This is a genomic window from Rhizobium sp. YTU87027 (genome assembly GCF_050644135.1).
Taxonomy (GTDB): Bacteria; Pseudomonadota; Alphaproteobacteria; order Rhizobiales; family Rhizobiaceae; genus Rhizobium.
Window position 1 is genome coordinate 3,384,110 of the sequence record NZ_CP098440.1, and the last position, 20,632, is coordinate 3,404,741.

The following is a 20,632-nucleotide window of genomic DNA, read 5'->3' on the forward strand; positions in this document are numbered from 1 at the left end:
CCGCGCTTGCCAAATCAAAGACGGTGACAATATTGCCGAAAGCGGGCCGATGGCCCGGTTTGAAGGCCAGTCAGATCGGGATATCTCCATGCGCATGACGAAATTTTTGCTGGCAGCTGCTGCCGCCTGCATTCTCCACGCAGTTCCTGCAGCAGCCAAGGCAGCCCAGTGCGGTAACAACGGCGCCGGTTTCGAGGCCTGGGTTGGCGAATTCAAGCAAGAGGCGGCCGCAAACGGTGTCAGCCCCTCCGTTCTCGATCGTGCCTTTGCAAACGTCTCCTACAACAGACCGACGATTGCTGCCGACCGCGGCCAGAAGAGCTTCAAGCTTTCCTTTGATGCCTTCATGCAGAAGCGCGGTGGTGCGGCGATCATCTCGCGCGGCAAGAATATGAAGCGTGCCAATGCTGCTCTCTTTGCGTCGATTGAACGCCGTTTCGGCGTACCGGCCGGTCCGCTGATCGCGATTTGGGGCATGGAGACCGGATTCGGTAGCTATATGGGCAATCAGCATACGCTGTCGGCAGTGTCGACCCTCGCCTACGACTGCCGACGTTCCGACTACTTCACCGATCAGCTTTATGCAGCATTGCAGCTTGTCTCGGAGGGTTACCTCAATCCGCAGGCGCGCGGTGCGGCCCATGGCGAGATCGGGCAGACGCAGTTCCTGCCGCGCAATGTCGTGCGCTTCGGCGCCGATGGCGATGGCGATGGCCGCGTCGATATGGTCGGCTCGCGCGCTGATGCGCTCGCCTCGACTGCCAATTTCCTGAAAGGCCATGGCTGGCAGGCCGGTGCCGGCTATCAGCCCGGCGAACCCAACTTCGCAGCGATCGCCGGCTGGAACGCGGCGACGGTCTATCAGCAGGCCATCGCTTACATCGGCCAGCAGATCGACGGAAACTAAGAATAAGTCAGCGCAAACCAAGAGCGCCGAACCTCGGTTCGGCGCTCTTTTTGTTTGGCTAATTTAGATTTCCGGGCGAATGAAGTCGCGGGTTTCGGCGTCCATCACCCACAGTTCTCCCGTCGAAATGTCGAACCAGGCACCGTGAAGTGCAATCTTGCCGGCGTCCTCCAGGGCCTTGATGTCCGGAAACGTCCTGAGGTTCTCGATCGAATTGCGGATCGAGACACGCTCGAGGGCGGTTTGGCGCTCGGCGGGAGTCATCACGTCATTGGCGCCGATCTGCTCCGCCGCCGGCCTGACGAGCGACATCCAGCGCCCGATAAAGTCGCCAGGCGATAGCGGCTCGGCGCTCGGATCGAGCGCTGCCCTGATGCCACCACAGCGCCCATGGCCCATGACGACAATATCCGTAACCTTCAGAGCCTGAACCGCGAATTCCAGCGCGGCTGAGGTCGCATGGAAATGGCCATCCGGCTCGTAAGGCGGCACCATGTTGGCAACATTGCGGATAACGAAAAGTTCGCCGGGACCCGCATCAAAGATCAACTCGGGCGCAGCACGTGAGTCCGAACAGGCTACCACCAGCGTGCTTGGGTTCTGGCCGTGTTCGGCCAGCGCTTTATAGCGATCACGGGCGTCCACATAACGCCCATTCATAAAGTTGCGATAACCGTCAAGAAGGATGTTTGGAAAACGCTGCATGATCTTCGATTACAGCCTGCGCCAAACAAGATCAATATCGCACTGCAAGATCGCGAGCGTAGTCGTGGTGTCAGCCCTTGCGCCTTTGCACGGGATGCATCAGGCGCCGCATCTGCACCATCGCCATGGGCGTTGCGAGGCTTGACGCGTCGCTTGCCAGCGTCAATTCGTCACTCCCTCGCTTCACGGCGCGGGCAAGCACCTCGTAGACACTTGCCGTTGCAAGCTGAAGCGCCTTCTCGTCCTCCATGCCGGAAAGAAGCCGCGACAGAAACAGCGCGGCGAGAAGATCACCGAGGCCATTTGGCGGTTTATCGATAAGGCGGTGTTCCGCCAGCAGCGCATGTCGCCCTGTGAGGTAAAGATTCCCCGTGCCTCCTGCCATCATAGATACGGCTGAGGTCACCAGCATACGTGACGGCCCCAGTGATAGGGCCGCTTCCATTATCGAGGTATTGTCTTCAAGGGGCGCGCCAGCGAGCCAGGCGAGCTCATATCGGTTAGGCGTAGCAAGCGAAGCGAGGGGTATCAGATGATCCCTGATTGCCTCGGCCGTCGCCTGCGGGACGTAAAGGCCACCCAGATCCCCCATAACCGGATCGCAAACGTAAAGCAGCTCAGGCTTCTGCTCGCGCAAAGCCGTCACGAGGCGGGCAACCGAGCGCGCTTGCGCGGCATTGCCGAAATACCCCGATAGAACAGCCTTCACCTCGCCGATCCAAGGCGCGCGAATGAGATCGTCGATCGCCGCGTCGAAATCGGCTTCGGCAAACGTGAGCCGTGTAGACCGGCCATGGCCGGGGTGCCACGGCAGCACGATCGTCGGCAGCGCCCAGACCTGATGACCGAGGGTCTCTAGCGCAAAGACCGCCCCACGGTTTCCGACGGACCCGCGCACAACGTGGCTGGAGATAACAATGACGGTTCCTGCGGCATTATCTGACATGATGCTCTACTCGGCCTTCGATGCCCGTTGATCTCCTTTTTGCAGCTCCACTGTCAACTGCTCTTCACGCAGACATGAAAGCGTCGGCTGCAAGAAAGTCAGAAATCTGTGCGACGAAGCAAAATCTTTCGAAAATTTGCGTCCCGATGGCCAAAAACGCATGAAAGCTGCCTCGCAAAGCGCTCTTTTAGAGATTCTTTCGTCAAATCTTCTGCTAACTTGCGCCAAATCGAGGAGATGAGGGAGTATCTGAGATGGCCGGTCGAAACAATCCGAAGCGAGAAAAACAGCTCGAGAGCGCGACCAAAATCGCGGCCGCAACCGGGGAGACCTTCCTCGATCCCGAGTTCTTGTTCGGGCGCGCCAGCGGCGACGACCTGGAACGCTACACACCGGAGATGCTGGCGCTTTCGGCCGCGCATTCAGCGAAAGAACTAGCAGCCTGGGCAGGCAATTCGGCGCGCATCACCATCGACACCATCGCCGACGTGGAGCCTGACGGCGTTGCCGTGTCCATTCTTTCAGTCACCGACCACAACATGCCGTTCTTGTATGAATCGGTGATGGGTGAGGTCACCAGCAGCTATCGCGACCTCTATATGGCCGTGCATCCGATCCTCGTGATGGAGGACGGCAAAGCGCCGGAACTTTATTCTGCCGACCTCCCGAGTGAGCCAGCCAATCGCGTCAGCCATATTCAACTGCACCTTGCACCCCTGACGACGGCCCAGGCAGCCGACCTCATCAAACGGGTGAAGACCGTGGTCGAACAGGTGCGCGTGACGGTTTCCGACTGGAAGCCGATGCTCGATAAGCTCGGAACGGTCATTGACGAACTTTCCGCCTACAATGCCAGCCGCAGGAAAGCGGAACGGGATGAAGCGCTCGCCTTCCTGACGTGGCTGCGCGACGCAAACTTTACTTTCCTCGGGATGCGCGAGTACGTCTACTCGGGCAAAGGCGCGAACGCGAAGGTAGAGCGTGACAAGGGCACCGGTCTCGGCATCCTTTCGAACCCCGACGTGCTCGTTTTGCGCACCGGCAAGGATGCCGTAACGACGACACCTGAAATTCTGGCATTCCTCGATGGACCGGATTTTCTGATTGTCACCAAAGCGAACGTGAAATCGATCGTCCATCGCCGCGCCTATATGGACTATGTCGGCGTGAAGCGCTTTGATGCCGACGGGAATGTTACCGGCGAACTGCGCATCGTCGGTCTCTTCACTTCAACCGCCTATACGTCTCTCGCCAGCGATATCCCTCTACTTCGCTCCAAGATCGAGCGGGTGAAGGAACATTTCGGCTTCGACCCGATGAGTCACTCGGGCCGTATGCTCGACAATACGCTGGAATCCTACCCGCGCGACGACCTTTTCCAGATCGACACGACGCTTCTGGCGAGCTTTGCCGAGCAGATCAATGATCTGGCCGACCGGCCGCGTGTGCGCGCGCTGCCACGCATCGATCACTTTGACCGCTTCGTTTCAGTGATCGTTTATGTGCCGCGCGAAGAATACGACTCGATCGTGCGAGAAAAGATCGGAACTCATCTGAAAACGGTCTATGACGGCCGCGTCTCGGCTTATTACCCGGCCTTTCCTGAAGGCGGCGTTGCCCGCGTCCATTTCATCATCGGCCGGTCCGGTGGCAAAACCCCGCGTGTGCCGCAGGCAAAGCTGGAAGAGGCAATTCGTGCCATCACCGCGCGCTGGGATGACCGCTTCGAGGCTCTGGCTGGACCCAAGGCTCCTCAGTTGCACGTGAGCCACGCCTTCCAGGATCTCTTCCAGCCGGAAGAAACCTTTTACGATCTCGAGGATATCGCCGCTTGCGCAGCCGGAGAACCAATCCGCATTGCGTTCTACACGCGAGAAAAAGACGGCGTTGAGCTGCTTTGCCTGAAGATTTTCCATTCCGGCGGCCAGCTCGCTTTGTCTCGCCGCGTGCCATTGCTTGAGAACCTCGGCTTTAACGTCATCAGCGAGGGAACATTCGACATCGATGTAACCCTTCACGGTGGCCCCGAAACACTGGTGGTGCTGCATGATATGGAACTCGAGCCTCGCGGAGGCATTCAAATTGACCTCCATCGTCATGGAGCGATGTTGGAAGAAGCGTTCCTCGCAGCGTTCAGCGGCGTGATCGACAATGACAACTTCAACCGCTTGATCGTCTCGGCGGGACTGACTGCGCGCGAAACCAGCGTCCTTCGTGCCTATGCACGCTATCTACGGCAGGCCGGCATTCCATACTCACTGGACTATATCGCTACGACGCTCGACAAGTATCCGGTCATCGCGGCGATGATCTTCCGGCTGTTCTACGACGCGCTCGATCCGAAAATTTCCGAGAAGGCGCGGATCAAGAAGGCGACCGAACATCACCAAAGGATCGAGACGGCTCTCTCCGATGTGCCAAGTCTCGATGACGATCGAATTCTGCGCCGCTACGTCAACGTCGTCGATGCGACACTGCGAACCAACTACTTCCAGCGCAATCAAGACGGCTCGCCGAGGGCTATGCTGGCCTTCAAGCTCGATCCGCATCAGGTGGACGGATTGCCCGAACCGCGCCCCTTCCGCGAGATGTTCGTCTATGGCGTCGAAGTCGAAGGTGTGCACCTGCGCTTCGGCAAGGTGGCGCGTGGCGGTCTGCGGTGGTCGGATCGTGCTGAAGACTATCGAACCGAAGTGCTGGGGCTTGTGAAAGCACAACAGGTCAAGAACGCGGTGATCGTGCCGGTTGGCGCGAAGGGTGGCTTTTATCCGAAGAAACTCCCGGTCGGCGGCAGCCGCGACGAGATCTTCAACGCTGGCCGCGAAGCCTACAAGACCTATATCCGCACGCTGCTATCCATCACTGACAACATCAATGGCGCCGATATCGTGCCGCCGAAGGACACGGTCAGGCTTGACGGCGACGACCCCTATTTCGTCGTCGCCGCCGACAAGGGAACCGCCACCTTCTCGGACACCGCCAACGCACTCGCTCAGGAGGCGGGTTTCTGGCTGGACGATGCTTTTGCTTCGGGTGGCTCGGCCGGCTACGACCACAAGAAGATGGGCATCACCGCCCGTGGCGCCTGGGAAACGGTAAAGCGCCACTTCCGAGAAATGGATATCGACATCCAGACCACGCCCTTCACCGTTGCCGGCATTGGCGACATGTCGGGGGATGTGTTCGGCAACGGCGTGTTGCTGTCGCCAAAAATCCGGCTGGTCGCCGCGTTCGACCACCGCGACATTTTCATCGATCCGGATCCGGATATGGCAAAGACGCTCGCCGAACGGCAGCGGCTTTTCAACTTGGCCCGGTCGAGCTGGCAGGATTTCGACAAGAGCGTTCTTTCGAAGGGCGCCATGATCATTTCCCGATCGGCAAAGTCCGTCACATTAACGCCGGAAGCGGCGGCTGCGATCGGTATCGACAAGACGGTAGCAACGCCATTTGAGATCATGACGGCTATTCTGAAGAGCCCGGTTGATCTCCTATGGTTCGGCGGGATCGGCACCTACGTCAAAGCGCCGTCGGAAACCGACGCCGAGGTCGGCGACCGTGCCAACGACCCCATTCGTGTTACGGCGGAAGATGTGCGTGCCAAGGTGATCGGCGAGGGCGCAAATCTTGGCGTCACGCAGAAGGGCCGCATCGCCTACGGCCTGAGAGGCGGACGCTGCAATTCCGACGCGATCGACAATTCGGCCGGCGTCAACACTTCGGACGTCGAGGTCAACATCAAGATCGCGCTTGCCGCCGCAATGCACGACAATCGCCTCACGCGAGCAAAGCGCGACCAGCTCCTCTCATCCATGACGGACGAGGTCGCGAAGCTTGTGCTCAGGAACAACTATTTGCAGTCCCTGTCGATTTCGCTGACCGAGCGCAAAGGCACGGCCAACGGGCTGGAACTTGCCCGGCTCATGACGGTGCTAGAAGGTGCCAAGCAACTGAACCGCAAGGTTGAAACGCTTCCTGACGATACGGTCCTTGCCGAGCGCTATGCGGCAGGCAAGCCATTGACCCGACCCGAGATCGGCATCCTGCTTTCCTATGCCAAGATCGTGCTGTTCGATGCCCTGGCCGCCAGTGATTTGCCCGACGATCCTTATTTCAATGCAACGCTTTCGAACTACTTCCCTGCAAAAATGCGCAAGACGAACGCGTCCGACATCGATTCCCATCGTCTAAAACGCGAGATCATTGCGACTGTACTCGCCAACGAGGCGATCAATCGTGGCGGCCCCGGCTTCGCCGTCAGCATGATGGATGCCACCGCGGCATCCGCGCCGGAAGTTGTTCGAGCTGCGATCATAGCCCGTGACGGTTTCGATCTCGGGCGGCTCTGGACCGAAACGGATGCCTTGGATGGCAAGATCGGCGGCCAGATCCAGAACCGCATCTACGAGGAGATCAGCCACACCTTCACGGTGTTGACGCGTCTGCTTCTGAAGACACAGATGGCCAAGGGCGATATGGCCGCTACGATCGAGGGGCTCCAGACAGCCCTGAAGAAGCTCAAGCCGATCTTCGCCAGCCAGACAGTGCCCGAGCTCGAGGCACGCCAGCAGGAGTATCGCGAGGCCGGTGTGCCCGATAAGCTGGCCGCCGAGATTTCTGGGCTGCTCGGCTTTGCGCTCGTGCCTGAGATCATGCAGATCGCCGAGCGCACAGGCGAACCGCTGGCGCGCGCGGCGGAAAGCTATTTTGCCGTCTCCCAGACCTTCCGGATCGGGCGCTTGCTTGCCGCCGGCTCACGGATCATCACAGCTGACCATTACGAGAACCTGGCGCTGGCCCGCAGTATCGACCAGATCGCCAGCGCGCGACGCGACATCGTCATTTCGGCACTTGCCAACCACGGCAAGGACAAGCTTCCAGTCCAAGCTTGGCATGCCGGCGATCGCATCAGGATCAACCGGATAGCAGAAGAACTGTCCGGGCTGAGCGACAGCGGCGACCCGAACCTTGCCCGCATCACTGTGGCTGCTGGTCTGTTGAGCGATCTTGCGCGCGACGGGGCGAGGTGAGACAGTTCCGCTCGGAATCAGGAGCGGATTGTGAATCGCATCGACTGGACGGGAACGCAGCCGGCTAGGGCATCGGAGAAGGGCATCTGGGGCTGGATGCTCTTCGACTGGGCAGCCCAGCCATTCTTCACTGTTGTGACGACCTTCATCTTCGGCCCGTACTTCGTGTCGCGCCTGACGGCCGATCCGGTCTCCGCCCAGGCAATGTGGAGCAACATGGCGACGATCTCCTCGGTGATCATCGCCATCTTGTCGCCCGTCCTCGGTTCGATCGCCGATCAGTCCGGCGCCCGAAAGCCCTGGATTGCCTTCTTTGCGATCATCAAGATTGCGAGCCTCTTCGGCCTCTGGTTTGCTGCCCCTGGTTCACCGCTGATCTATCCCATGATCTTCATGATCCTGGCTTCGATCGCGGCCGAGTTCTCCATCGTCTTCAACGATTCCATGATGCCGCGGCTTGTCAGCAAGGACGAGGTCGGAAAATTATCCAATACGGCTTGGGGCCTCGGCTATCTCGGCGGGATGATTGTCCTGATCGCGGTAGTGGTCTTGCTTGCCGGCAATCTCGAATCCGGCAAAACAATTCTCGGTCTTGAGCCTCTATTCGGTCTCGATGCGCACCAGGGAGAGGACGCCCGCATCACGGGGCCGATTTCGGCCGTCTGGTACCTGATCTTTATTCTCCCGATGTTCTTTTTTACGCCCGACATCAGCAAGGGGCTCCCATTCGGTGCCGCGGTGCGGACCGGTTTTACCGAGTTGAAAAGCACGCTTGGCGAGCTCAAGCAACGCCATGGCATTCTTCGCTTCCTGATCGCGCGGATGATCTATCAGGATGGCGTCAACGGACTACTGATCCTCGGCGGCGCTTTTGCCGCCGGAATGTTTGGATGGGCGACGATTGAGATAGGGATCTACGGAATCATACTCAACGTCGTTGCGATCTTCGGCTGCATCATTGCCGGTCGCGTTGATCGGCGCATAGGCTCCAAGTCAACGATCGTCATCAGCCTGACGATGTTGCTGCTCGCCACCATCGGCATAGTGTCGACTGGGCCTGGATACACACTCTTTGGCCTGCTTGAGCTGCCAACCGCCGATTCCGGCGGCCTCTTCGGGACGGCAGCCGAGAAAGCCTATATTGCCTATGGCCTGTTGATCGGGCTCGCCTTCGGCCCCGTGCAGGCCTCGTCCCGCTCCTACCTCGCACGCAGCGTAAGCCTGCACGAGGCAGGCCGTTATTTTGGCATCTATGCGCTTTCAGGGCGCGCTACGAGCTTCATGGCGACGCTGTTCTTTTCCGTCGTGACCTATATGACCGGCTCGTCACGGCTTGGAATGGCAACACTCGTACTTTTCCTCGCTGCAGGACTGATCCTACTTGTCCGTACGCCCTATCCCGCGGACAGGGCGTAACGGAAGAGGCCACCGGTTAGTGGCGGAAGTGCCGCATACCGGTAAAGACCATCGCGACATTGTGCTCGTTGGCGGCGTCGATCACTTCCTGGTCGCGCATCGATCCACCCGGCTGGATAACCGCCGTCGCACCGGCTGCAATCATCGACAGCAAACCGTCGGCGAACGGCAGGAAGGCTTCCGAGGCAACGGCCGAGCCTCGCGTCAACGGTTCTACGAGCCCGAGAGCTCTAGCCGCTTCCTCGGCCTTCAGGCCGGCGATACGGGCAGAATCCACGCGACTCATCTGGCCTGCGCCAATGCCGGCTGTCTGTCCGTCCTTGGCATAGACCACGGCGTTCGACTTGACATGCTTGGCAACCTTGAAGGCAAATTTCATGTCTTCGAGTTCCTGCTGGGTCGGCGCACGCTTGGTAACCACCTTCAGTTCAAGATCCTCGACCATGCCGTTGTCACGGCTCTGCACGAGCAGGCCACCGGAGACGGTTTTCGCCGTCAGACCAGCAGAGCGCGGATCCGGCAAGCCGCCTGCAGTCAGTAACCGAAGGTTTGCCTTGCGTGCGACAATGGCTTTCGCCTCCTCGGTGACGTCGGGCGCGATGATGACTTCGGTAAAGAGCTTGATGATCTCTTCAGCGGTTTGCGCATCAAGCGTCTGGTTGAGCGCAATGATGCCCCCGAAGGCGGAGACGGAATCGCAGGCAAGCGCGCGCTTGTAAGCGTCGAGCAGGCTGGAACCCGTCGCCACGCCACAGGGATTTGCGTGCTTGATGATCGCGCAGGCCGCCGACTTCTCCGGCAGGAACTCGGCAACGAGCTCATAGGCCGCATCGGTGTCGTTGATGTTGTTGTAGGAGAGTTGCTTGCCCTGAAGCAGTGACGCGGTGGCAACGCCGGGACGACGGTCGCCTGTCACATAGAATGCCGCCTTCTGATGCGGATTCTCGCCGTAGCGCATCTCTTCCTTGAGCACACCGCCAATGACGCGATGACGCGGGGTGTCGATCGAAAGAGCCTCGGCAAACCAGTTGGAGATCATGGCGTCGTAAGCTGCCGTGCGAGCGAAGGCCTTGGCTGCCATCCGCTGGCGGAATGCGTAAGCGGTCTGGCCGGCATTCGAAGCGATCTGCTCGAGCAGTTCGGAATAGTCCGCTGGATCGGTCAGGATCGTTACGTAGGCGTGGTTCTTGGCCGATGCGCGGATCATCGCCGGACCGCCGATATCGATATTCTCGACGGTTGTCGGATAGTCACCGCCCGCGGCACGGACGTCCTCGAACGGATAGAGATTGATGACAGCAAGGTCGATACCCTCGATACCGTGCGCCTTCATCGCCGCCTGGTGTTCCGCATCATCGCGGATGGCAAGTAGGCCGCCATGCACTTTCGGGTGCAGGGTCTTCACTCGACCATCCATGATCTCAGGAAAACCTGTAACGTCGGAAACATCGGTCACGGCAAGTCCGGCCGCCGCAATTGCCTTATGAGTGCCGCCCGTTGATAGGAGGCGAACGCCTTTGTCGACAAGCGCACGCGCGAGTTCGACGATACCAGTTTTGTCCGACACCGAAAGCAACGCGGTCTTGACGGCGACCTTGTCGGGTGCGGGAATTTTCTTGGAAACAACGGCCATGAGGCTTCTCCATTTGGTTTTCAGGAGATATCCGGCGAGGGATAAGCGGATGATGGCGCCGCGTTAGCACAGCTTTGCGCCCGCGGAAACAGTCGCTAGCTCTTGCGCGATAAAAACCAGCGTATTTCCGGCCTGTCGGGATAGGAGAAGGCGATCTCGATCTGGTCGGATCCGCAAATGCCCGACGCGTCGGCAAAGAAGACGTCCTCGCCAATCAGCACTTCGTTGCCGGGCGTGGAGAACAGCCATGTTTCTCCATCGGTTGCCGTCATCATGATCGACTCTTTGTCGATTTGCTTTAGGTTGATAGAAGGGTGGGCATGGAAGCGTGCCACTGCGCGCACGGCCTCATCGACCTTGCCTTCCGGCGCAACCAGTCGATCACAGCCCGTGGCGATCAATCCCGTTGCGTTCAGGGTCAGTTCGCGCTCGTGCAGGATACCGAAGGCGTTGAGGTAGCCATCATGGCTTGCCTTGATCACGTCGCGGCCGTCATCGGTGAGCGCGCGATCAACATTCACGGCTTTCACGCCATCAGTAATCACATTCGCAACGAACTCGGACGGTGCAAAACGGCTTGATGAAGTGTCGTTGACAGTGACGGTGCTATGCGCAGCGGTCGTTCGAGCAATCTGTAGGTAGCGCCGGCCGGCGAATTTCGGCGACCCGGAATTAACGATAAAACGGTGACGTCCGGAGGACATCTCGAACGACAGACACCCGGCATGCGCTGTGCGGGACAGGCTCCCGGCAGGCGGCGGTCCGGTATCGGCAATAATTACGGTTCTTCCCGCCGCCAGCCGCTGATAGCGCGAATGGGGCATTGCCTTGAAGGGATCGCCCGCGGTCTCGTCATACCGCAGCAACGACATCAATTCCGTCGCGAGAGTCGACGTCGCGCCATTGAAAAGCGCGAGATCACCATCCTGATGCCTGAAAAAGCGCAGGGCCGGATACATGCGATCAATACCCGAGATCAGCTTCTGCGGCAGGTCATGACCGAGATTGACGTAGGTTTGCCGTAGCGGAAGGAGATCAAGGAGCAATTCCAACCCGACGCGTGGATTGCGCGAGATATGACCTCCGTCAGGCAGAATCTGGCTATCGAACTCCTGGTCCAATGCTTCGGCGGCGCGTCGAAGGGCGCCTGCGCGCGTTGGCATCGCAATGGAGGCAATCGCGAGAGCAATCCGCAATCGAAAACGAACCTCACCGGGAGGCGCGTATTTTGCCATTCGACGCAGAAATCGTACTTGAAAGGCGAGCGAGCGCAAGAAGCGGCGATAGAAGCCGCGATCGGCATTGTGGAGAACAACAGGCGAATGCGAAAGCCAGGAAATCACGCGTTGCGCGGTAACATCGATCTCCCAGGCAATGCCCTCGATGCGGCCACCATGCAGCGACAGCCAGTTGTTGACGATGGAGCGGGCAACGCTTGAATGAAGGTCGCTCTTCTTGGTTCGCATGTGGCGAAGCCAGCCGAAGCTATGAAGCCGCAGCGCGAAAGCTCGAGACGGAAGGCTGAAATTGAAGGGCGACTTGCCGCCGGTCTCGAGGAGCCGGCCGGCGAGCGGGAAGCGGCCGTTCAAAATCTCTTCGGCCACATGCGGATCAACTGCACGCAGGTCGGTCGGAGCGACGATTAAGCGTTCCGGGGCGTGAACCGTATGGCGGAAGAGACGCAGCCGCAGAATTGCTCCGCGGCACAGCGCGCGCCGCCAAGCCTCTCCCACGTAAAGAGTCGAGAACCCGGACCACATGTTTATTGTCTATTGACCCGCGTCGTTAAGAATAAGTGAATAAGCCCGGAATCAGTGACACTTACGTATCAAATTATGACAGGTGCTTAACTATGCCAGTTGCCTTTCGATCAGGCAACACGGCGAATCACGACGGCGTAGAAGCCGTCAAGACCACCCGCAAAACCGGAGGGAACCTCGAGCATGTCGGGTGTCGTGCGGAACTCTCCAAGAGGGCTGATGGCGGACTCCAGGCCTGGCCAGTGCTCAGCCTCGATGGCGACGCGCTCGAGCATCGGTGCGTCCGAAAGAACGCGGGCGGCCACATCCTCTCCTTCGGCCGGATCAAGCGAGCAATTGGAAAAGACGATCGTGCCGCCGGGCTTCAACAGGGTTATAGCGTGGCGCAGCAATCGCTCCTGAAGCGCAGCAAGTTTCGCGATGTCCTCCGGCCCTTTGGCCCAGAGCACATCCGGATGCCGGCGCGTCGTCCCCGTCGATGAGCAGGGCGCATCCAGCAATATGGCGTCGAAAAGCTCCACCGGCTCGTATTTGGTGAGGTCGCTGGCAACCGTCTCGGCATTCAATCCAAGCCGATCAAGGTTCGCTCGCAGTCGCTTGATGCGGTTTTCGGACTGCTCGACGGCGGTAACCTTGCCTCCAGCAAGGATCAGCTGGGCCGTCTTTCCGCCAGGAGCTGCGCACAGATCGGCAACGCGTTTGCCCGCCAGGTCGCCAAACAGCTGAGCAGGGATACTGGCGGCTGCGTCCTGAACCCACCACGCGCCTTGCGCAAATCCTTCCAATGAGGGAACGCTACCCTCGAAGGCGGCAAGCCGAACACCACCGGTCGGCAGCACAAAGCCGCCCAGACGTCCCGCCCATCCCTGCGCGTCGTCTTTGACCGTAAGATCGATTGCGGCCGGCTCAAGCTGCGATTCAGAGATCGATTGTGCCCTTTCTTTGCCATAGGCCCTCTCAAGCCTGTCGAGAAACCATTCCGGCATCACCGGGGTCGAGTTGATCTCGGCAAGGATATGGTCCTTCTCGCGTCCAAGACGGCGCAGAACAGCGTTCACCAGCTTCGCAAAACGGCGATTCCGGGGATCCTGATTTGATTGCTCGACGGCGAGGTCGACCGCCGCATGATCCGGCACATCAAGGTAGAGGATCTGCGCGGCAGCGATCGCAAGAACATGGTGCAGCGCCCTTGCACCTTCGGGAAGCGGCGATTCAAGCAGGCGGGAGATCGCGGCATCGATCCGCGGCAAATGCCGCAACGTCGCATTGAGAATGGCGCGCACCAGGGCGCGGTCTCCCTCGTTGAGAGCCTTGTACACCGGATTGCCATGTTCATTATCCAAGGCGCCGTCAAGTGAAAGCTTCCGGTCGACGACGGCCGCCAGGATCTTGGCTGCGGCAGCGCGAACCTGCAGTCCGGGTTTTGTTGGACCAGGAACAGACCCCTGATTGGACGACTTTGGTTTGCGAAATGGCTTTTTCTTGCCGTCTGAATTCAAGACCACGGACCTTTCGGCGGTTGTGAGCCACCGCGATCAAGACCGGTATTCGGAACCGAGCGCGATTTGCGCATCGGATTATCAGCGCGCGCCGTCGCCGTCGAGACATTCATGCTGCCACGTGCCATTTCCTGCAGAGCAGCAATCCGATTTTCCGTGTTCGGGTGCGTAGAGAATAAATTGTCCATGCCAGCACCTGTCAGCGGATTGATGATGAACATATGAGCGGTCGCCGGGTTGCGCTCAGCATCATAGTTCGGCACATGCGAGGCGCTACGTGCAATCTTGCCGAGTGCCGAGGCAAGCCACAGCGGATTGCCGCAAATTTCTGCACCTCGGCGATCGGCCGAATATTCGCGCGTACGACTGATGGCCATCTGAACCATCATCGCGGCAAGCGGCGCGACAATCATTGCCAGTAATACCCCGATGAAACCCAGCGGATTGTTATTGTTTCCCCGGTTGCCACTGAAGAAGAACGCAAAATTGCCCAGCATGGAAATCGCGCCGGCTAGGGTCGCCGTGATCGTCATCGTCAAGGTGTCACGGTTTTGCACGTGGGCCAACTCATGGGCCATGACGCCAGCCACTTCTTCCGGCGTCAGTGCGCTCAACAGGCCTGTGGACGCAGCAACGGCGGCGTTCTCGGGATTGCGACCTGTCGCGAAAGCATTTGGTTGCGGGCTATCGTAGAGATAGACCTTCGGCATGGGCAGGCCGGCATTGCGCGCCAGATCCCTGATGATGGCGAAGAACTCCGGGGCATTGCGCTCGTCGATCTCCTGCGCGTGATAGGCCGACAGCACCATGCGGTCGGAATTCCAATAGGAAAAGAAGTTCATCCCAGCGGCAATCACGAACGCGATCATCATGCCGCCGCGCCCGCCAATCAGAAAGCCGACGGCCATGAACAATGCGGTCATGAAGGCGAGCAACATGGCTGTACGGACGAGGTTCATCGCTATCTCCAAAGTACGCCTGAGCGAACCGCGCAAGGTTATAGGGTTTCAATTGCGGCGCCAGCGCTCTATGATTTGGTCATTCACCAGCCATTTTCAATATTTTTCGGGCGGAATCGCGTGATGCAAGCAGCGGACAATGACAACAACGAAACCTTGGCGACTGAAGCCGCCGAGGCTCCTCGCAAGTTGCTGTCGCCGGCTGCCAGGCGTGCGCTTGCCGAGGCCGAAGAGCGTCGGCGAAACGAGAAGCAAGTAGAAATGCCGCTCGAGATCGGTGGCCGCGGCGGTGCAGATCCTTCCCGCTTCGGGGACTGGGAAATAAACGGCAGAGCGATCGATTTTTAAGTAAATATTCCTATTGACTTTCCTTTGTGATCGGAATTTATTCCTTTTATGAGGAAGATTGTTTCCTTTGTCGCGCTGGCCCTCGCTGCGACGCCGGTAGCGGCGGTTGCTCGCGACGAAATAGAGGGACCAGTATTGGCTGAAATCCTGAGAGTGATCGATGGTGACACTCTGCTGGTCGAAGCGCGCCCTTGGCCGCGGCAGACAATGGAAGTCTACGTTCGGATTCGCGGGATCGACGCCCCTGAGATGCACTCCAACTGTGCTGAAATAAGGCGTGCGGGGATCGACGCTCGCCACGCTCTGGAAAACCTGACATCAGGATCACACGAGATCCATCTTACGCAGATTGCCGGCGACAAGTATTTCGGTCGTATCCTGGCCAACGTCACCCTTTCGAATGGCAGGAATCCGGCTCAAGACCTTTTGGAAGAAGGAATCGTGCAAGCCTATGACGGCGGCCGAAAACCGCGAGAAACATGCCCGGCAGAGAACTAAAGCCGCCCCGATCGCTCGGAGCGGCTTTTTTCTTAGGCGGCCGTCTTGTTCTGGCGGTTCGCGATCAGATCGTCGACAACAGCCGGATCGGCAAGCGTCGACGTATCGCCCAGCGAGCCGAAGTCGTCCTCGGCAATCTTGCGCAGGATACGGCGCATGATCTTGCCTGAACGGGTCTTCGGAAGCCCCGGTGCAAACTGGATCTTGTCGGGTGCTGCGATTGGGCCGATTTCGCTGCGAACATGCTTGACCAGTTGCTGCCGCAAATCGTCCGAACCTTCACTGCCCGCCATCAGCGTGACATAGCAGTAAATGCCCTGACCCTTGATCGGGTGCGGATAGCCAACGACGGCGGCTTCCGAGACGAGGTTGTGCGAAACAAGCGCCGATTCGACCTCGGCGGTACCCAGACGGTGGCCTGAAACGTTCAGCACGTCATCGACGCGACCGGTAATCCAGTAGTAGCCGTCTTCATCTCGTCGGCAGCCATCGCCGGTGAAATACTTGCCCTTGTAGGTCGAGAAATATGTCTGGATGAAGCGCTCGTGGTCACCATAGACCGTGCGCATCTGTCCCGGCCAGCTGTCGGTAATGCAGAGGTTTCCATCGGCAGCACCCTCGAGCACATTGCCTTCGTTGTCGACCAACTGCGGCTTGATGCCGAAGAACGGCTTCGTCGCGGACCCCGGTTTAAGGTCAGTCGCGCCCGGCAGTGGCGTGATCATGTGACCCCCGGTTTCCGTCTGCCACCAGGTATCGATAACAGGGCAACGCTTATCGCCAACGACGTTGTAATACCATTCCCACGCTTCCGGATTGATCGGCTCGCCAACCGTTCCGAGCAGGCGAAGGCTGGAGCGCGACGAGCGCGTGACGAAGTGGTCCCCGGCACCCATCAGAGAGCGGATCGCCGTTGGCGCCGTGTAGAAGATATTGACCTTGTGCTTGTCGATGACTTCCCAGAACCGGCCCTGGTCCGGAAAATTCGGAACACCTTCGAACATCAGCGTCGTCGCACAGTTCGCAAGCGGACCGTAAACAATGTACGAGTGCCCGGTGACCCAGCCCACGTCGGCGGTGCACCAGTAGATATCGCCCGGGTGGTAATCGAAGACATACTCGTGGGTCATTGCCGCGTAGACGAGATAGCCGCCTGTCGTGTGCAACACACCCTTGGGCTTTCCGGTCGAGCCAGAGGTGTAAAGGATGAACAACGGATCCTCCGCCTTCATCTTCACGGGCGGGCACTCCGGCTTAACCGTAGCGATTTCCTGATGATACCAAAGATCGCGGCCGGGCGCCCATCCTGTCTTGCCGCCAGTACGCCGCACCACAACAACCTTGTCGACGATGACATGCTGACGAGCGGCGATATGAATTGCGGTGTCGGTATTGTCCTTCAACGGCACGGGCCTGCCGCCGCGCACGCCTTCGTCGCAAGTGATCACGAAAGTGGATTCGCAATCGACGATACGGCCTGCCAGTGCTTCCGGCGAGAAACCGCCAAACACGACCGAATGAACCGCACCGATGCGGGCACAGGCGAGCATGGCATAGGCCGCCTCTGGGATCATCGGCATGTAGATGGTGACGCGATCGCCCTTCTTGACGCCATGTTTCTTCATGACGTTCGCCATGCGGCACACATGCTCATAGAGCTCGTTGTAGGTAATCTTCTTGTCGACGTACGGATTGTCGCCCTCGAAGATGATAGCCACCTGGTTGCCGTTCGTCTTCAGGTGCCGGTCGATGCAGTTGTAAGAAACGTTCGTCTGCCCATCCTCGAACCACTTGATCGAGACCCTACCTCTGAAGGACGTGTTTTTGACCTTGGTGTAAGGTTTGAACCAATCGATCCGCTTGCCATGCTTGCCCCAGAACTTATCGGGGTTCTCGACACTTTCCTCGTACCATTGCTCGTACTTGGCCTTATCGATAAGCGCATGGTTCTTCACCGGCTTTTGCACCGGGTAGATCTTTTCGGACATGGAACTCCTCCTCACTCGGATACCGGGCGGCCAAAAAGCGAAGCAGCCCTGACTGGCTTTAGGCATTCATAGCAGGTCGCATCTGCCCGGCAATTAGACAAAGGTCATTTCATTCGTGATCAATTGCAATTCTGCGTCACTGCGGTTATATAGCGCCATATTTCCCGGACATAGTGGTGACAATCCACGGACCGCGACACCGGCGCGGACGACAGAAGGACTATATCCATGGCTCAACAATTGCTCATGCCGAAGGCGACTGCCATCTGGCTCGTCGACAACACAGCCCTGTCATTCGACCAGATCGCGCAGTTCTGCAGACTGCATCCGCTCGAAGTGAAGGCAATTGCCGACGGCGAAGCCGCGCAAGGCATCAAGGGTCTCGATCCGATTGCCACCGGTCAGCTTTCGCGCGACGAAATCGCCCGCGCAGAAAAGAACCCGGCGCACAAGCTGAAGCTCTCCGAGCCGAAGGTTCGCGTGCCCGAATCCAAGCGCCGCGGCCCGCGCTACACGCCGGTTTCCAAGCGTCAGGATCGCCCGAATGCCATTCTCTGGCTGGTGCGCAATCATCCGGAACTGAAGGATGCGCAGATTTCCCGCCTCGTCGGCACCACGAAGTCGACGATCGAGCAAATTCGCGAACGTACTCACTGGAACTCCGCAAATCTCGCGCCGATGGACCCGGTAACACTCGGCCTTTGCAGCCAGATCGATCTCGACATGGAAGTCGAAAAGGCGGCAAAGGGCCGTCCGCTGCCGACCGCCGCCGAGCTTGGCGCAACCCTGCAGTCGGCCCACGAAACCGAGCGTCTGACAGGCCATGAGCGCGAAGAGGAGAAGGAAATCGACGCCGATGCCGTTTTCGCAAAGCTCAAGTCTCTGAAGTCTTCCCCGAAGGACGAGGACGAAGACGATCAATATTGATTGTCTCAGGTGATCGACACTCAAGGCCCTGCGTAAGCGGGCCTTTTCGTTAGCGCCTACATCGGCAGGGAACCGAACCCACGCTTGCGCAGCGCTTCGGCTATTTCCTCGAGAATAATGGGATCGTCGATCGTTGCCGGCATTTTCCACGGCACGCCATCGGCGATCTTCTGGATGGTGCCGCGCAAGATCTTGCCGGAGCGGGTCTTGGGAAGGCGATCGACGGTGATCGCGGTCTTGAACGCGGCCACCGGGCCGATCGAGTCACGGATCAACTGCACGACCTCAGATTCAATCGCCGATGTTTCCCGTGAAACATTCTTCTTCAGAACGAGAAAGCCACAGGGTACCTGGCCCTTCAGTTGATCAGCAATTCCGACCACCGCACATTCGGCGACATCCGGATGCATCGCACAAACCTCTTCCATTGCCCCCGTGGACAGACGATGGCCAGCGCAGTTGATGATGTCGTCGGTCCGCGACATGATGAAGAGATAACCATCTTCGTCGATGTAGCCGGCGTCCGCGGTTTTGTAATAGCCAGGAAATTCTGCCAGATAGGCTGAACGGAAGCGCTCGTCGGCATTCCACAGCGTGGGCAGGCAACCGGGGGGCAGGGGAAGCTCGACAACGACGTTCCCAAGCGTCCCCGGCTCGACCGGGTGCCCGGCATCGTCGAGTACGTGGATGCCGTAGCCGGGCATGGCCACAGATGGCGAGCCGTGCTTCACGGCCAAAGCCTCAAGGCCGAGCGGGTTCGCTACCATCGGCCATCCGGTTTCCGTCTGCCACCAATGATCGATCACGGGAACATCAAGCATCCGCTCGGCCCATTTCAGCGTCTCCGGATCGGCACGCTCTCCTGCGAGGAACAGCGCACGAAAATTCGGCATTGCGTACGCCTTGATATGGATACCATCGCTATCTTCGCGGCGAATGGCACGAAACGCCGTGGGCGCGGTAAAAAGAACACGAACATCATGCTCCGACGCAATGCGCCAGAAGGCGCCAGCATCAGGCGTGCCAACCGGCTTTCCCTCAAAAATCACACTGGCGGCGCCCACGAGAAGCGGCGCATAGACAATGTAGGAATGGCCAACGACCCAACCTATATCGGAAGCCGCCCAGAACACCTCGCCAGGCTTGATGCCGAAGATATTCGCCATGGACCAGGCGAGGGCGACCATGTGGCCGCCATTATCACGCACAACGCCCTTGGGCTGGCCGGTCGTGCCTGATGTATAGAGAATGTAGAGTTCGTCCGTCGCCTCGACGGGAGTGCATTCGACGTTCACACCGCGATTTCTCGCGACGGCTGCTTCGAAATCCTCGTCACGACCATCAACCAGTTCTGCCACGAGCTGCGTCCTCTGCAGGACAAGACAACGAGCCGGCTTCGACTTCGCGATGGTGATCGCTTGATCCACCAAGGGCTTGTAGGGCACCACCCGCCCTGGTTCGAGCCCGCAACTTGCAGTGAGGATTAGTTTCGCTCCCGAATCGTCGATTCGTGCGGCAAGTTCATTCGCCGCAAAGCCGCCAAACACAACGGAATGAACTGCGCCGATGCGGGCGCAGGCGAGCATGGCAAAGACCGCTTGCGGCACCATTGGCATATAGATAATGACGCGGTCGCCCTTGGCAATTCCGCGCTCCTGCAGCGTCGCTGCAATGGCGCTCACTTCGGCAAGGACTTCGCCATAAGTAAATACAGTCTTCGCACCACTAATCGGGCTATCGTAGATAAAGGCAGTATCGTCGCCGCGGCCAGACCGAACGTGGCGGTCAAGACAATTGAAGCAGGTATTGGTTTTGCCTCCAGCGAACCAACGGCCATAGGGGCCATACTCCGGCGAGAAAGTCCGCGTCGGCTGTTTGAACCAGTCGATATCCGCGGCTGCCTCGCGCCAGAAGGCCTCCGGATCGCTCCTCCAGCTGGCGTAGGTCTGGCGATAGCTTCCCTGCATATGCTCCTCCCCAGGATATGCGAGTTATCCTATCAATCTAGGAGAGGTC

At 58.9% G+C, this 20,632-nt stretch carries 14 protein-coding genes; 6 read left to right on the plus strand and 8 right to left on the minus strand.

The annotated features are described in order from the left end of the window. Window positions 1-88 precede the first annotated feature (88 nt). On the plus strand, window positions 89-907 hold the full coding sequence (locus tag NBG89_RS16745) for a lytic murein transglycosylase (RefSeq protein WP_088704644.1): 819 nt from the start codon (window positions 89-91) through the stop codon (window positions 905-907). Between the two features lie 63 nt (window positions 908-970). On the opposite strand, the gene NBG89_RS16750 is transcribed toward NBG89_RS16745, so the two are convergent. Both NBG89_RS16750 and pdxY read right to left on the minus strand, forming a co-directional pair. Next, a complete protein-coding gene (locus tag NBG89_RS16750) occupies window positions 971-1,612 on the minus strand; it encodes a carbonic anhydrase (RefSeq protein ID WP_431320864.1) in 642 nt (213 codons plus the stop codon). 70 nt (window positions 1,613-1,682) lie between these two features. Then, the gene (pdxY, locus tag NBG89_RS16755; RefSeq protein WP_431320865.1) at window positions 1,683-2,558 is read right to left on the minus strand and encodes a pyridoxal kinase PdxY; all 876 of its coding nucleotides are present in this window, start codon (window positions 2,556-2,558) and stop codon (window positions 1,683-1,685) included. Between the two features lie 254 nt (window positions 2,559-2,812). On the opposite strand from pdxY, the gene NBG89_RS16760 reads away from it, so the two are divergent. Next, window positions 2,813-7,588: an NAD-glutamate dehydrogenase gene (locus NBG89_RS16760; RefSeq protein ID WP_431320866.1), complete on the plus strand. Its 4,776-nt coding sequence runs from the start codon at window positions 2,813-2,815 to the stop codon at window positions 7,586-7,588. Window positions 7,589-7,615: 27 nt separating this feature from the next. Further along, on the plus strand, window positions 7,616-9,004 hold the full coding sequence (locus NBG89_RS16765) for an MFS transporter (RefSeq protein ID WP_431322722.1): 1,389 nt from the start codon (window positions 7,616-7,618) through the stop codon (window positions 9,002-9,004). A 16-nt stretch (window positions 9,005-9,020) separates the two neighbouring features. On the opposite strand, the gene purH is transcribed toward NBG89_RS16765, so the two are convergent. The 4 genes from purH to htpX all read right to left on the minus strand — a co-directional run bounded on the left by purH (window position 9,021) and on the right by htpX (window position 14,855). Beyond that, window positions 9,021-10,637 (minus strand): bifunctional phosphoribosylaminoimidazolecarboxamide formyltransferase/IMP cyclohydrolase, encoded by a 1,617-nt coding sequence (purH, locus tag NBG89_RS16770; RefSeq protein WP_088693160.1) that lies wholly within the window; start codon window positions 10,635-10,637, stop codon window positions 9,021-9,023. Between the two features lie 95 nt (window positions 10,638-10,732). Next, on the minus strand, window positions 10,733-12,397 hold the full coding sequence (locus tag NBG89_RS16775; RefSeq protein ID WP_431320867.1) for a heparinase II/III family protein: 1,665 nt from the start codon (window positions 12,395-12,397) through the stop codon (window positions 10,733-10,735). A 110-nt stretch (window positions 12,398-12,507) separates the two neighbouring features. After that, window positions 12,508-13,902, minus strand: a complete 1,395-nt coding sequence (locus NBG89_RS16780; protein WP_431320868.1) for an RsmB/NOP family class I SAM-dependent RNA methyltransferase — start codon at window positions 13,900-13,902, stop codon at window positions 12,508-12,510. After that, complete coding sequence (gene htpX, locus NBG89_RS16785; RefSeq protein WP_431320869.1) at window positions 13,893-14,855, minus strand: zinc metalloprotease HtpX; 963 nt, start codon at window positions 14,853-14,855, stop codon at window positions 13,893-13,895. Before htpX ends, NBG89_RS16780 begins: the two co-directional genes overlap by 10 nt. A 123-nt stretch (window positions 14,856-14,978) precedes the next feature. Here htpX and NBG89_RS16790 point away from each other — a divergent pair, with 123 nt between their 5' ends. Continuing rightward, window positions 14,979-15,203 carry a DUF1674 domain-containing protein gene (locus NBG89_RS16790; RefSeq protein WP_431320870.1) on the plus strand — a complete coding sequence of 75 codons (225 nt, stop codon included), beginning with the start codon at window positions 14,979-14,981 and terminating at the stop codon, window positions 15,201-15,203. 249 nt (window positions 15,204-15,452) lie between these two features. Beyond that, entirely contained in the window at window positions 15,453-15,701 is a 249-nt protein-coding gene (locus NBG89_RS16795; protein ID WP_431322723.1) for a hypothetical protein, read from the plus strand. 32 nt (window positions 15,702-15,733) lie between these two features. On the opposite strand, the gene acs is transcribed toward NBG89_RS16795, so the two are convergent. After that, window positions 15,734-17,689 (minus strand): acetate--CoA ligase, encoded by a 1,956-nt coding sequence (gene acs, locus NBG89_RS16800; protein ID WP_431320871.1) that lies wholly within the window; start codon window positions 17,687-17,689, stop codon window positions 15,734-15,736. Window positions 17,690-17,917: 228 nt separating this feature from the next. Here acs and NBG89_RS16805 point away from each other — a divergent pair, with 228 nt between their 5' ends. Beyond that, window positions 17,918-18,616: a DUF1013 domain-containing protein gene (locus NBG89_RS16805; protein ID WP_088704611.1), complete on the plus strand. Its 699-nt coding sequence runs from the start codon at window positions 17,918-17,920 to the stop codon at window positions 18,614-18,616. 56 nt (window positions 18,617-18,672) lie between these two features. Here the strand turns inward: NBG89_RS16805 and NBG89_RS16810 are convergent, their stop codons facing one another. Further along, window positions 18,673-20,583 (minus strand): propionyl-CoA synthetase, encoded by a 1,911-nt coding sequence (locus NBG89_RS16810; RefSeq protein ID WP_431320872.1) that lies wholly within the window; start codon window positions 20,581-20,583, stop codon window positions 18,673-18,675. Between the last annotated feature and the right edge of the window lie 49 nt (window positions 20,584-20,632).

Coding starts and splice junctions, on each gene's coding strand:
- NBG89_RS16790 (WP_431320870.1), top strand. CDS start 14,979: ATGCAAGCAGCGGACAATGACAACAACGAAACCTTGGCGACTGAAGCC.
- NBG89_RS16805 (WP_088704611.1), top strand. CDS start 17,918: ATGGCTCAACAATTGCTCATGCCGAAGGCGACTGCCATCTGGCTCGTC.
- NBG89_RS16775 (WP_431320867.1), bottom strand. CDS start 12,397: ATGTGGTCCGGGTTCTCGACTCTTTACGTGGGAGAGGCTTGGCGGCGC.
- NBG89_RS16810 (WP_431320872.1), bottom strand. CDS start 20,583: ATGCAGGGAAGCTATCGCCAGACCTACGCCAGCTGGAGGAGCGATCCG.
- NBG89_RS16745 (WP_088704644.1), top strand. CDS start 89: ATGCGCATGACGAAATTTTTGCTGGCAGCTGCTGCCGCCTGCATTCTC.
- acs (WP_431320871.1), bottom strand. CDS start 17,689: ATGTCCGAAAAGATCTACCCGGTGCAAAAGCCGGTGAAGAACCATGCG.
- NBG89_RS16795 (WP_431322723.1), top strand. CDS start 15,453: ATGCACTCCAACTGTGCTGAAATAAGGCGTGCGGGGATCGACGCTCGC.
- NBG89_RS16760 (WP_431320866.1), top strand. CDS start 2,813: ATGGCCGGTCGAAACAATCCGAAGCGAGAAAAACAGCTCGAGAGCGCG.
- purH (WP_088693160.1), bottom strand. CDS start 10,637: ATGGCCGTTGTTTCCAAGAAAATTCCCGCACCCGACAAGGTCGCCGTC.
- htpX (WP_431320869.1), bottom strand. CDS start 14,855: ATGAACCTCGTCCGTACAGCCATGTTGCTCGCCTTCATGACCGCATTG.
- NBG89_RS16750 (WP_431320864.1), bottom strand. CDS start 1,612: ATGCAGCGTTTTCCAAACATCCTTCTTGACGGTTATCGCAACTTTATG.
- pdxY (WP_431320865.1), bottom strand. CDS start 2,558: ATGTCAGATAATGCCGCAGGAACCGTCATTGTTATCTCCAGCCACGTT.